Source organism: Psychroflexus torquis ATCC 700755 (assembly GCF_000153485.2).
GTDB classification, from domain to species: Bacteria; Bacteroidota; Bacteroidia; order Flavobacteriales; family Flavobacteriaceae; genus Psychroflexus; species Psychroflexus torquis.
The window spans coordinates 4,202,346-4,216,248 of the sequence record NC_018721.1 but is presented as its reverse complement, the minus strand read 5'-3'; the positions used below and the strand labels follow the sequence as shown (position 1 = coordinate 4,216,248).

At 29.9% G+C, this 13,903-nt stretch carries 9 protein-coding genes; all 9 read left to right on the top strand.

Features of this window, described 5'->3' with window-relative positions; translation table 11 throughout:
- The first annotated feature begins 23 nt into the window (after positions 1-23).
- The 9 genes from P700755_RS18110 to P700755_RS18885 all read left to right on the top strand — a co-directional run bounded on the left by P700755_RS18110 (position 24) and on the right by P700755_RS18885 (position 13,788).
- Complete coding sequence (locus tag P700755_RS18110) at positions 24-1,280, top strand: AAA family ATPase (RefSeq protein WP_015026062.1); 1,257 nt, start codon at positions 24-26, stop codon at positions 1,278-1,280.
- Positions 1,281-1,832 (top strand): RloB family protein, encoded by a 552-nt coding sequence (locus P700755_RS18105; protein ID WP_015026061.1) that lies wholly within the window; start codon positions 1,281-1,283, stop codon positions 1,830-1,832.
- 149 nt (positions 1,833-1,981) lie between these two features.
- The gene (locus P700755_RS18100; protein ID WP_041758520.1) at positions 1,982-2,329 is read left to right on the top strand and encodes a hypothetical protein; all 348 of its coding nucleotides are present in this window, start codon (positions 1,982-1,984) and stop codon (positions 2,327-2,329) included.
- Between the two features lie 81 nt (positions 2,330-2,410).
- On the top strand, positions 2,411-3,088 hold the full coding sequence (locus P700755_RS18095) for a DUF2971 domain-containing protein (RefSeq protein WP_041758518.1): 678 nt from the start codon (positions 2,411-2,413) through the stop codon (positions 3,086-3,088).
- Positions 3,089-3,607: 519 nt separating this feature from the next.
- Positions 3,608-7,372: a sacsin N-terminal ATP-binding-like domain-containing protein gene (locus P700755_RS18090; RefSeq protein ID WP_015026060.1), complete on the top strand. Its 3,765-nt coding sequence runs from the start codon at positions 3,608-3,610 to the stop codon at positions 7,370-7,372.
- Between the two features lie 192 nt (positions 7,373-7,564).
- On the top strand, positions 7,565-8,626 hold the full coding sequence (locus P700755_RS18085; protein ID WP_015026059.1) for a type I restriction enzyme HsdR N-terminal domain-containing protein: 1,062 nt from the start codon (positions 7,565-7,567) through the stop codon (positions 8,624-8,626).
- A 497-nt stretch (positions 8,627-9,123) separates the two neighbouring features.
- Entirely contained in the window at positions 9,124-10,623 is a 1,500-nt protein-coding gene (locus P700755_RS18890; RefSeq protein WP_015026058.1) for a caspase family protein, read from the top strand.
- Between the two features lie 673 nt (positions 10,624-11,296).
- Complete coding sequence (locus tag P700755_RS18075) at positions 11,297-12,247, top strand: hypothetical protein (protein WP_015026056.1); 951 nt, start codon at positions 11,297-11,299, stop codon at positions 12,245-12,247.
- A gap of 368 nt (positions 12,248-12,615) precedes the next feature.
- The gene (locus P700755_RS18885) at positions 12,616-13,788 is read left to right on the top strand and encodes an SH3 domain-containing protein (protein ID WP_015026054.1); all 1,173 of its coding nucleotides are present in this window, start codon (positions 12,616-12,618) and stop codon (positions 13,786-13,788) included.
- The last annotated feature ends 115 nt before the right edge of the window (positions 13,789-13,903 follow it).

Genomic DNA, 13,903 nt, shown 5'->3' with positions numbered 1-13,903 from the left:
ATTTTACAAATTGAAGATATAAAATGGTTTTAGAAATCCGATTAAGAAATTTCTTTTCAATCAATGAAGAGGTGATTTTAGACATAAGAACTGGAAATATTAATACTGCAAAATCAAAATTTTTATCAGGCAATGTATTTAAGTATGGTGATATTGAAGTTTTAAAAACACTTGCTTTATATGGAGCTAATGCTTCTGGAAAATCTAATATTATAAAAACGATTAGATTTTGTAATGCTATGGTATATGAATCTCACAAGCATAATGAGAATACTATATTTAATTTTCAACCATTCAAGTTTAAAGGGTATTCCAATAAACCATCATATTATTTCATAAGGTTTGTAATCAATGACATTGAATATAAATATTCATTTTCATTTAATCGTACTCAAATCTTAACAGAAAGTTTATACTATTATCCAAATGGTAGAAAAACTAAAGTTTTTGAAAGAAACGAACGTGCTGGAAAAACTAAAAAAGAAAAATATTCATTCGGAACATCCGTAATAAGGAGACCATTTGATGTTGCTGAAAATACATCAAACAAAACACTATATATCTCTAGAGCTAGCCAAATGGATAGAGAGATACCAAAAAATATATTCAACTTTTTCCATAGAGACTTCATTCTACATCATTCAAATTATGGAAAAAGCAATCTTGAATCGTTAATTAATTCATACAAAAATCAATTATTAACGGCTTTACAATTTGCCGATAGTGATATTGTTGATTTTAAAGTCAACTTTAAAAAAGAGAAAGGAAGAAGTTTGAAAGCAAACCTCGATACTGAAGAAGCGTTTTTTGTGGATGATGAACTAGAAAAAATTGAACTAAAAACATATCATAAATTCTCGCCTAATACGTCTTTTGACTTTAGCGAGGAATCATTAGGGACTCAAAAACTTTTCCTTATGATGCTTACAATAATAGATATTGTGAAAAATAATAAAACCTTAATTGTGGACGAAATTGAGGATAGTTTGCATCCTAAAATAGTTGATTACATTATTGAAATATTCAATGCAAGTTCAAAAGCACAATTAATTTTTTCCACACATAACACTAATCTAATGGATTTAAATAAATTCAGAAAAGACCAAATTTGGTTTGTCAATAAAAAAGAAGATGGAGGCTCTGATTTATACTCTCTTTATGATTATAGTGACTTTAGAGACACAATGGACTTGGAAAAAGCATATTTACAAGGTAGGTTCGATTCTATTCCAATTGTAGATGATTCAATTAAGAATTTACATTCTCTTATTAATGACTAGATGGCAAGAAGGAGAAAAGAATCAAAAGGAAAAAAGATAAACCCAACATTGTTTGTTTTCTGCGAAGGAGAAACAGAAGAGGCTTATATCAATTTATTAAAATCGTTATACAGAATTCCATCTATACATATTCATCCAAAAATTAGAGGAAATAATATTACAAAAGCATACATAGAGAACTATAAAAAAGATAAACCAACTCACGAGAAAGATTTAAACTTTCTAGTCTATGATTTAGACGTACCAACTATGATAGACAGACTTTCTAAAATTGATAACTGTGAATTACTTGTTTCTAATCCATGTATAGAGCTTTGGTTTTTACTACACTATAAAAATCAAAATGCAAACACCAATAATGCCCATTGCTATAGAGAATTGGAAAATAGAAATAAATCATACAAAAAAGGTGCAATTGACCAAAAATTAAAGCTAAAACTTGTTTCAAAAAAAGAGGATGCTGTCAAAAGAGCAAAAGCATTAACCGAATTTGAAAATCCGAGCTCTACTCTATACAAATTGATTCAAATTTTAGATAATTTAAAGAAATAAAAGCACGGACACACAACACCGTGTATAAGCCATTGCTGGGTCTGTGCCCATTTGAAAAATCTTTGGAATTCCCAAAGTTAGTTTATATTTGGAAAGTTTGGTGCTAAAACACGCCACAGCTCATATACCAAACGTTATAAGCAAGCTAAATGAAGAACATCGAAAAATACAAGTTTAATGAATTCACATATGTAAAGTATTACAATTCTGGAGATGACAAAGGAATAATTGAACACAATAAAAATAAACCAGAATATTTATTCAAATTCTATGCTTTGAGCGAATATAGTGTAGATGCTTTCATTAATGGATATTTTTATGCTTCTCATCCAATTGAACTTAATGATTGCTTGGACTCGAGTCCGTTTCTTTTCTTTACGTCAAAACCATTGGATTTTGAACTTCATGAAAAATTTCTCGGATTTGCTTACAAAGAGAATATGGATGAACTAAAAAAGTTCTACGAGGACGATTGTAAAAGAGAAAGTCCATGTTAAGGCTATATTTCTTCTCTTTACTACATAGCTACAAATTTATTTGGAATAATATCAACCACAGAAAGAGAAAACAATCCTTTAATGTGGCCTCACTACACTCAAGAGAAAGGATTTCAAATTAAATTCAATACTGCGAAAATTGAGCAGAGTATTGAGAGCAAAATAACTGATGATGAAGAATATTTAGGTTTGTACCCAATCAACTATACAGACAAATTGGAGCCAATTGACATAAGTGAATTTCAAACAATGTTGATTCCATTATACTATTCAACTAACATTAAATCTAAACAATGGAATTACGAGAATGAATGGAGGTTCTTAGTAGGAAAACAACAAATGGGAGTTCCATATTCAAAATTAGGTTTAGACCCACGAGAAGATTGGTCTGTAGATAAAGCAAACCGATATATCTACTATGACAATAATTTGATTGAGGAAATTTGTCTCGGTGTGAATTTTTTTAACGGAAGAGAATTTGAATTAAAATGGTTGGACGACAAAAGTTTCAGAATCAAAGCAAAGCCAAAAAAGGTCAATTGGCTGTCCGAACCTCAAAACAGGCTCTTAGATTACATCGCAACTGACTTAAAAGACAAACTCTATTATTCAGGAATAAAATATGAACTTGACGAAAATGAAAAACATTTTTTAATTCGTACCAAAGAGAGATTGGAAATTAAAAAAGAAGATGACGGCTCATATATTCTTTCAAGAACTAACCAAAAAATTAAAATGATGGACAAAGCCAGCTTGTAACAAAGAACTAAGGTGAAAAACAACTCTTTTCTCCATTAATTTCGAGACACTATTATTCTAGACTCAGAGATTCACATTTGTGATTCTTTGAGTCTTTTTATTGTTTATTCTACTATCTGAGCAAAACAGAAACTTTCAACTTCATAACCAACGAAAAACCAACGGGTCATCAATGGGGAACCAACAGTGAAACCAACGGGGAACCAACGTAGGCTCAACAGGTCATCAACGGGAATTAACTGTAGCTATTGAATATTTTAAAAACCGCTGCTATATTCACCATTTACAACTGCAATAATGCATTTACAAAAAGCCGTTGGTTAAAACACTCTAGTTTTTGAGATTAATACAAAGTCTGCTGGATAATATATATGAAAGTGTTAGTTTAGATTAAAATTAGAAATTTCCTACTTAAAAGATATATACCCTTTAAGGAAGATTTGAATACAGTTTATACGGATGTTCTATGCCATCTAAAAGAAACATCCAATTATCAACTAATGATAAAGCAAAAGTTCAATGATTGAAAAAAAGATAATTCAAGAATTAGAGAAACAGAAATCTAATTATACAAGTCCTGAATCAGCACAAGACCAAGCAAATTCATTAGAATCTCTGTCTTCAGATATATATACTGACAGCAAACGATTTATTTATGAATTAATACAAAATGCTGATGATGCAAGTAGCAATTCAAGAGAACTTGATATTTTACTCAAAGTTGTAGATAACTATCTTATTATATCTCATCAAGGTGAAAAATTTTCTGAGATTGATATAGAATCCATATGTAGCGTTGGAGATGGTAATAAAAAAGGAGATACAAATAAAACCGGGTTCAAGGGTATCGGATTTAAATCGGTATTCTCTCATTCTGATTATGTAAAAATAAATTCAGGTAATTATTGCTTTAAATTTGACAAATCACATTGGCAAGGTCATTGGAATAGTGAATGGCAAAATCAAAAAGAGTGGAGAGATGGCCGAGAAAAAAAAGAAAAAGAAACTACCATTAAAATGCCTTGGCAAATTATTCCTATTTGGTCAGAAATAGAGCAACTTTTCTCTTTTGTTAAATCATACAATGTTTCAACAATAATTAAATTTGAAGACACGTCTAAGTTAGAGAAAGAACTTTTAGAACTTTTCTCTAATACCCAGATTTTACTATTCTTAAGATGCCAAAATGTCAAAATTACTGTAGAAGGAAATAAGCCATTTGTAATCGAAAAAATTAAAGAAAACAATACAGTTAAACTTAAACAAAACAATAAAATTCTATCCGAATGGCTATTAAAATCATTTACGTTTATTGTTGATAAATCTACTACTGAATTAATTAAAAATGATGCTCGTATCCCTAAGAAACTAAGATTAGCAACAAAAACAGAAATTTCATTAGCAGTTCAAATTGATAAAGGAAAAATAAAAACAATCAATAAAGATAATAGATTGATTTTTACCTATTTGCCTACTTCTGTAAATTATGACTTTCCTTTTCTTGTAAATGCTAGTTTTATTACAGATGCTGGAAGACAACACATTCACGAAGATTTGCAATGGAATATTTGGTTATTTAAACAAATACCTATTAAATTATTTGAGTGGTTAACAGAATTGACGCAGACCTCTTTTAAAGAAGATATTTTAAAACTGATACCCAAAAAATTTACAAGTAGTTCAGAATTAAAACAATCATTTAATCAAGGTTTTGATAAAGCAGTTAGTAGATTTGAATTTCTTCCAAACGAGAATAATATACTGTTGAAAGTTTCGAATTCTATTTTTGATGATACAAACATTTCAAAATTCCTTGACCCTAAGATAATTATTGATTTTATTAATTCTAAACGTGATACAGTTTATACTATTGATTCCTTTATTCCAAAATTGGAACCAGTAAGTACTTTAGAACGTTTAGGTGTTGAAAAATTTGATATTGATAGTTTAAGTAATCTTCTTGCTTCCAAGTTTTTTATTGCTAATCATAAACGAAAGGAAAATTATAGTCTTATTACTTTTTTGAATAATCAATCCGAAAGGTTTTCAAAAGGAGACGAGCAAAATCATTGGAATCAAAAATTGCAAAACACTTCTTTTATTTTTGATGAAAATAAGAAACTAAAAAGTCCTAAGCGTATATATTTCCCAGCAGTTGAGTTTACAGATGAATTTTCAGATGAAATAAGTATTGTTCATTCAAAAACAATGGAAGAAATTGAATCTAATCATCGTATTAAACAGTGGTTAGTTTATTTGGGAGTTAAAGAGCCTTCTGATAATTCCTTTATTGAAAAGACTATAATTGGTAATGAGGATTTTATAACAAAAGATAATGCAATCGAAGTAGGGAGATACCTTTTCAATAATCATAAAAATAGAGAATTTATGGATAACCTATATGATGATCTAAAATCAATTAAAATTCTAACGAAAGAAGGTAATTTAATTGAGGCTCAAAGCGCATTTCTTCCAGATTACTATCAGCCCGAGTTAAAGTTAGAATCTGTTTACGAGAAGGATTTTTATATCTCAGAAGATTATCTTAAAGGTTCTGAACTGAAAAGTGAATGGAAAACCTTTTTTATTAAAATTTCGATAAAAGAATCAATTAATTGGAGTAAGAAAACTATCAACAGAAGTGATTTAGAATCAAATTACCCTGAATATTTTGGAACAATCCCATCAGGTGCTCCGAATCAAACCTGGGGATACCTTAATCCTTTTTCTCGATATGACCATCAAATGATATCATTTATTGAATGTGCAAATCAATTCAGTTTCTCAGTTACATTTTGGGATGCAATCCTATCTCAAAATTTAGAAATTAAAAAAGGTCCCATTGATACTGGAAGCGGATTTAGCAAAAGAAGTATTGAATCTTTAAATAATTGGATAATGAAAAACTCTCCGATATTTCCAACCTCACAAAAAAATTGTCTCCCAGCAAAAGAAGTATTTAACAGTATGATTCCTGAGGTAAAAAAGATTGCAGGTAAATATTTACCAGTATTTGATTTTGAAGGAGTGATACCAGAAGAATGGTTAGATTATTTAGAGTTTAAATCTACTTTTCAATTAGATGATTACTTATTAATACTGACGGCTATTTGGAAAGATACAAGCGCTGATGAAGAACAAAAGAAGGAGAACAAAAAAAGAATAGAACATATTTATAAGATAATATCCAATAGTTTTTTAGGTTATGCAGATAAATTAGAAGATTGGTCAATATCAAATAAATTGTTAGCGAAAGATGGCAAAACATTTTTTGCGCCTAATGATTTATCTGTTGTGACAGCAGAAGGTTTCAAAGCATCAAACTTGGCGTTTTGTGATGAAAAGGATGAAAATATTGTTGAATTACTTAAAATATTTGGCGTTTCAATTATTGATACAGTCAAGGCTCGTATTTCAAATAGTCAAACTGAAATTCAGGATTTAAAAAATCAACTCAATCATATTTTACCTTTGATTGCTATTGTTTCAGTGGAAAAATCGAGAAGTAAAAAAGATTGGGAAATTGAATATGACAGACTAAAAACTAAACTAACAAATATTCGATTTTTAGAAACTACAGAGATTTGGCTTTCTTATGGGAATGAAGCTGATGAGCAGAAAAAAAGTTCTTGGGCTGAGGGTAATGATTTTTATTATGTTGGTAACTGGTACAAGCCAAGAGTATTGGATAGTTTAATTGAACCTATTGGAGTTTTCTTAAATATCAGATACGCAGAAAGGCTTTTATCAGTATTACTTTCTGATAGCTTTATAGAAGGGATTGAGTATATAAAAGAAAAATTTGGAGATGAAGCAATTAATCTCATTCCTGATGAATTATTGAACCCTGAAGAATCCGAAATAACAATTCCTAATACTGGTAACCGGATATATAATCAATCTGATGAAGATTTAGGACATAAAGGCGAACTGTTTGTATTCGAAGAATTAAAAAATATTTACTCAAATAAATTTAATAAAGAGGTAACTGAAACAGATGAAGGCTTTAAAATAGATTCAGGTGTAAAAGTAATTTGGAGAAATAAGCAAACAAAAACAACATTTGACCACGACTTCAAAGTTAGTGAAAATGGCAATGATATTTTCATTGATAGTAAAGCAACTCCTTACAATCAAAAGATTGAAAAAGTGGCATTTTATATTTCACCAAATGAATTTAGACTAATGGAATCTGTTGACAAATATTTAATTGCTAGAGTTTTTGAAGTAACATCAAATCCGAGTATGAAATTTATTAAAATGAACATTGATAATTTGAATTAATAAAGAAAAACGGCATAGCACAACATATAAAAACAATAGCCTAAATAGTAGTAAAAATGAACATTGTAGCCCGCATAAAATTTAGTAGTAAATTGAAAAAATCTACTTCCGCAGTCGGCTACTATTCATTTACAACAACGTTGCCACACTATTTGAGAAAAACATTACGAACACCAAAACAATAAGAAAAATATGGAAAATTTGGAAAAATGGAATGAATTATGTTTTATACTATCAGAGAGTATTCCGTCAAATGCATCAGAACAAGTATTTGAATTAAAAGTAATTCAAGCATTTGAAAAATTAGGTTGGAGTCATTTTAAAAGAGAAATATCAGTTCGAGAAAATATACAGTTAGGAGCATCGAATAGAATTATGCCTGACATTATTATAAAATCGGGCGAAACAAATCTATTCGTAATTGAAGTCAAAAATCCTTCTGCCGATTTAAAGAATCCAAGTTATCAAAATCAACTTTCGTCTTATATGCGAATGTTGCGTCTGAATTTTGGAATCTTAATCGGAAACGAAATCAAAATCTTTGTTGACGGTTCTTTAGTTGGCTCAAATCAATCCGAACTTTTAGAGAGAATTTCTTTCAAAAAAGATAATCCACAAGGTTTGAACTTTATCAATCTTTTCCAAAAAGACACTTTCAGTAACGAAAATATTGAGAATTATATTCAAAAGAAAATTGAGACAATAAAAGAAAATCAAATTATTAAAAATCTCAAAAACGAAATTATAAAAACCGAATATTCCGAATATTTAAAAACAGAACTGAAAAACAAACTTTTGATTGAACACAGCGAAAGTGTCGTTGAAAAAGTTTTGGAGGATTTTAAGATAAAAGTTTATGATTCAACACAAACTGAAATACAAAGAACAATCTATGCGCAAAGTCCACAAAACGATACAGAAAATCACAACGGAACATTACAAGAACTTGAATTAGAAAAAATCTATAGAAAAGTGCCTGTTTGGTTCAACAAACCAAATCAAAAAAACAGTCAGATTTTAATAAACTATATGAAATTAAGAGAACAGAAAACACCAGTTACGTTCTTTGAACTTCAAAAATCTTGCGAGAGAATTAAAAATTTTAGTAGCGGTTACCAAGGAATGAAAACAATTAGCGAAAGGAATAACGCAAAAGTTTTTGATGAAGTTGGTAAAATAATATCACTTTGGGAACCTGGGAAAAGTTTCGTAGAAAAGGAATACAAAAGATATTTAAGAAGAAACAAGGGATAAATAATATGTGGGAACAAAGAACTGACGTAAAAAACAACTCTTTTCTCCTATTAATTTTGAGACACTATTATTCTAGACTTAGAGGTCCATATTTGTGATTATTTGATTTTTTTTGTTTTTCTTCTACTTATCTAGGCAAAACGGAAACTTTCAACTTTATAACCAACGGAGAACCAACAGGGTTTTTCAAACCCGTTGGTTCCTCAATTCAAGGTGATTGTAAAACCGTTGGAGGCCATTAATCAGCTATTGATTTGCCTATTAGAAGCTAGAAAACAGTATTTTAATATGTGTTACGAATTTATTCTTCAAGCATTTATAATAGAGTGTAATCAAATATTGTGAAATAATTACCTCCGAGATTTCACCGTTTATAAAAGCATGTTCTTAGTGTTAAGACTTTTAAGACGATAAAAAGTTCTTATATTGTTTTTTTTTCTAGCATATTGAAAACAACAATTTGTTTTATCCATATTCTGTGAGCAATTAAACGAAAAATGACAGAAACTGAAAAACCAAAATCATTTGCGATAATTATAGCCATCGAAGACTATCGGTTTTCAGGTGAACAAGGTATTTCTTCTGTGAAATTCGCCAGAAATGATGCATCTAAATTTAAGAAGCTTCTTAAAGAAGACTTTGGGCTTTTAGAAGAAGATATTATCATGTGGATTGATAAGGACGCCACTAAGTCTGCCTTGGAAGATGAATTACAATATTATATTAGGCAACTAACTTCTGATACAAGATTTTATTTTTATTACGCAGGACATGGTTTTTATCAAAACGGCCATAACAAAATAACATGTTGGGACACACACCCAACAAATTTAGATGGGACAACTGTTTCATTAAAAAATACTCTTTTAGACCCTTTAGAAGAATCTGACTGTGAACACAGCCTCCTTTTTCTAGATACATGTTCTTCCTACTTAACCGAGGGAATTGTTTCAAGAGATTTAATATCGAATTTTAATAACAAGGAACTTGATTCTTTCTTAAAAACAGATAGTTATCACGCAATTTTCATGTCATGTTCTCCTGGAGATAAGTCTTATCCCAGCGAACTTCTAAAGCATGGCATTTGGACTTGGCACCTAATTGAAGCACTTAAGGGCAATGTAGATGATGCTATTCTCAATGAAGAATTTATTACCGACACAACCTTAAAAAACTATCTAAGCAGTGTTGTACCAAAATATATCACTAAAAGTACAACGCATAGAAGTACTCAAAAACCATATGCTAAAATTAGTGCTTCAAATGATTTTTTAATCAGAAAAGTGATAAAGCAAGAAGAAGAATTCAGTCAAGAATTGCCAAAGCTGCGTTTAAAGTTTGATTCAGCCACTTTAAAAAGAGTAGTTACAATAAGTGTAAAAAGAGCTAGCGGTTTCAAGAAATCACATTTTGCACCTGATAGATTTGGATCATCAGGAAACGGGTTTATTCAGCAAGCATTTGAACGTGACTTAAAACAAGAGATTCAAGATGTTTACCAAAATACAAAGCAGATACTCTCTCTTAGAAAAAAACAAATCGAATATGCAGCTGAAGATGGTTATGGAAAAGTTGAAAATGATTTTTTTCGGTATTTCATAGAAGTGGAACAAAACTCGAACGAACCAAGTGAAGCGAAAATCACTAGGTGCCTACAAATAAGAGTCGGGAGGGATGCTCTTCCCGAGAATTTTGACGACATATTTCCAAATCAAATTGATGAAATAGTTTTACCAATAGAAGGCGAAATTGATTTTGATGATTTAGTGGAAAGATTCGAAAATTTAGAAGAAGAAGATGGTGGCACATTGCATGATGATGAGATAAACGGTGAGATAGAATATCAGACGTATAGTGGGTTGTCAATAACAATTGACACAAATGAAATGGAGCTCACCATTTCTCCTAATAGGACTATGAAGTGTTTGGAATTAATCGACACTTCAATAGAAGGACTAAAAAAAATATCAAGTAGTACAGTTAAATTATTGAAGTAAAAGCTCACAACAAATAACTGAGGTGAAAACAACTCTTATCTAATTTAATTTTGAGACACTAGTAGTCTAAATCACAAATGTAAATTTTTGAGCTTTTTTGTTGTTTTTCTGTTTTACCTAGATAGATAAAACAGAAACTTTCAACTTCATAACCAACGGGGAGACAAGCTGGTTTACAAAAAGCTGTTGGTCTTCCAATCCAAGATAATTGTAGAGCCATTGGAGGCCATTAATTAGCTATTGATTGCATATTAGTGGCTATAAAACAGCATTTATAATAGAGTGTAGTCTAATATTTTGAATTGCGAGGTAGATTAATTACCTCCGAGATTTCAGCGTTTATTAAAGCATGTTTTTAATGTTAAGACTTTTAAGACGATAAAAAAATCACTAAATTTATACTATAAATAAAATGAGTAACATAACTTGTTGTGACATTGGCTGTAGTTAGAAAATAAAGAATGAAAGAAAAAAAAAGAAGAATTAATCAAATAACGAAATGAACACATTTTCGAAAATAATTACCACACATTACAATATGGTAATCTAACAAAATTAAAAGTAAAATTGCATTCCTAGATTACCGATTATGAGGATTTTATTGTAGTTAATTATGATGCGGTTTTTTCACCTAAACCTTTTACAAAGACGTTGAAAGTAAAAAAAAATAAAAATGGATTACAGTATTATTATTGGAATAATTGGAATTGTAATAACTCTTGTATTTGGATTTCTCTCATTTGACTTATTTAAAAGAAAGAAATATCCAGGAAAAATAACGTATGTAAAGTTAAGCTTGATTGACTTATTAAATAATGTTGCTAATAATTTTAAAGAAATTAAATTATTACATAATAATTCACCGATCAAAAAGAATATTATTTACATAAAAGGAGCTCTTCTTAATAATGGAGATATTGATATTAACGGCCAATTAATAGAAAAAGATATTTCTGCTCAATTACCTGATAATTGTAAATGGTTAGACGTTAAAGCTACTGAATTTAGCGAAGGTTTATCTGTTGATATTATTATTAGTAGGGATAATAAAGCAATATTTAAATTTGACTTATTTAGAAAAAGTGAATTTGTTCAATTCGAAGGATTAATTGAAGTCAAAGAAGAAGAAATAAGTGCTGACAACATTGAAAGCGAAATTGTTTTTAGCCACCGAATAGAAAATACAAGTAAAATCGAGAAAAAAAATCTATTAACCAAAAAAGAATTAAAAAAGAAGAAAGAATATGCCTTATTATGTTCTATACTCTTTCTATTATCTTTATTAGTAGTCGCATCAACCTTTATATTTAATTTATTTGGAACAAAACTGGAAACTGTATATTTTATTAATAATACTAACGTTAACGAATTATATCAAATAAAGCTTCAAGATTCATTGGTAGAATTGAATTCAATGTCAACCAATAAAGATGTGTTTACTGTTACTTTAGACGAATTTAATATGAGTTATAAAGCCTCTGAAAAACAATTAACATTTCGGCAAAGATCCAAGGAATTTTATTGGATTTTTTTTATTCAATTTTGTATATTCCTAATTATAGTTCTTTGGGAACTTTCGGAAACTCATAAAGCAAAACGATTAAGTATGATACTTGCCAAATAACTACTGCCAATAACTAAGTGCTCGGTTCGCCGATAGGCCATAGCTGAATACTTAGTTGTCGAATCCGGTTGATTTGCCGTCTATGGGGAAAAAAATATGAAAGAAACTTAATGACCTTGAATATGAAAATCATGATTAAAAAAACTGTGTACAACACTTTATATGGCAAATAGAGTGTTCGGTGGTTTAAGAAAGTTTAGTGCTATTAACGAACAACGTCAAATATTCAATTTGGTATTTAAGATGAATAAATTAAAAACAAAATATAAAAATTTGGTTCAGAGTAAACCCAAAAGTTCATCGCTTTCTACTGCCCTGCTTGTCATATACCAACCACTGTGTGTAATGCATAAAAAACCAATCTAACTATGAAACAAATAATTACAATTTTACTTTTCTTTGTTTTCTTGTTTTCATTCGCGCAAACAAATTCCAATCATGTTTATGTAAGTGGGTACTACAAAAGCAACGGAACTTATGTTCAACCGTATTATCGGACTGCACCAAATAGCACGAATAGAGATAACTTCTCTACTCGTGGAAATACAAATCCATATACGGGAGAAGCTGGATATATACACCTGACAGTAATACATCTTCACATACACGACAAACTCATATTCGAATTCAAGTACACTTATCCTAAAACCAATTACAATAAAACTTCTACAAGTATATCCAACAACTCATATAACTCTAGAAGTATTTATACAACTACAAGCTCTAAGGGTCAGCTATGGAGAAAACCACATCAATTTGATGCAATTCGTCCCATTGAGAAAGGAAGTCGAGTAAAAGTCCTAGAATATGAAGACGGTTTTTATAAAGTAATATCAAATGGAACAATAGGGTACATAAATAATATTACTATAAACGAAAACTCAACAATGAAAAGCCTTAAAAAAGGCGAAAAAGAATATTTAAATACAGCAGAATCTAAAGCGACAGTAAATGAAATATTTGATATAGAAGTATCAAAAATATATGCGCTACCTAGTAAATATGTTTCCGCGACAGAAGCAAATTTGCGATTGGGTCCGACTACAGTTACTAATGTTTTGACCACAATTAACCGAAATGATAAAATCAGGATTATTGATAAGTTAACTTATAACTCTTGGACGAAAATAATTGTAGAAGCTGATGACGGATTTTACATTGGATTTTTAAATAACAGTTTAATCTCTGATTACAAAATAGAAACTAAAGAACAGTCTGACGGTCCAACTTCAGTTGTAAAGAGTTTTCTTAAATATTTAGATGAAGAAGAGTTCTATAATGCATTCTCGTTAACAAATAACCCAAGTTGGAATAAAAACGGTGGATATAGTTGGTTTTCTTCAACAGATGCATATGGTGGAATTGATTACGTGACAATTTATGAAGTTAGACTTGAAAATGCTTATAACGATCAAGCTGTTGTATTTGCAGATTATTACGCCAGCGACCCTCTACATACTTCCAGAAGATGGAAACAAATTCTGATTTTGGAATATAAATATGGTAAATGGAAAATAATCAAAACCAAATTAGTAGAATAAGCACTTCACAAAACACAGTGTATAATTAATTGCTTCAGCAAGTGCTTATTTAGAAAATTGTGGAAGAGTTTTCTCTAGTCCATATTTGTTTACTAATTTAGTTCCTTAACCACGC

What these genes read in the sequence shown, in the direction of transcription:
- P700755_RS18110 (WP_015026062.1), top strand. Translation starts at nt 24, where the DNA reads ATGGTTTTAGAAATCCGATTAAGAAATTTCTTTTCAATCAATGAAGAG.
- P700755_RS18105 (WP_015026061.1), top strand. Translation starts at nt 1,281, where the DNA reads ATGGCAAGAAGGAGAAAAGAATCAAAAGGAAAAAAGATAAACCCAACA.
- P700755_RS18100 (WP_041758520.1), top strand. Translation starts at nt 1,982, where the DNA reads ATGAAGAACATCGAAAAATACAAGTTTAATGAATTCACATATGTAAAG.
- P700755_RS18095 (WP_041758518.1), top strand. Translation starts at nt 2,411, where the DNA reads ATGTGGCCTCACTACACTCAAGAGAAAGGATTTCAAATTAAATTCAAT.
- P700755_RS18090 (WP_015026060.1), top strand. Translation starts at nt 3,608, where the DNA reads ATGATTGAAAAAAAGATAATTCAAGAATTAGAGAAACAGAAATCTAAT.
- P700755_RS18085 (WP_015026059.1), top strand. Translation starts at nt 7,565, where the DNA reads ATGGAAAATTTGGAAAAATGGAATGAATTATGTTTTATACTATCAGAG.
- P700755_RS18890 (WP_015026058.1), top strand. Translation starts at nt 9,124, where the DNA reads ATGACAGAAACTGAAAAACCAAAATCATTTGCGATAATTATAGCCATC.
- P700755_RS18075 (WP_015026056.1), top strand. Translation starts at nt 11,297, where the DNA reads ATGGATTACAGTATTATTATTGGAATAATTGGAATTGTAATAACTCTT.
- P700755_RS18885 (WP_015026054.1), top strand. Translation starts at nt 12,616, where the DNA reads ATGAAACAAATAATTACAATTTTACTTTTCTTTGTTTTCTTGTTTTCA.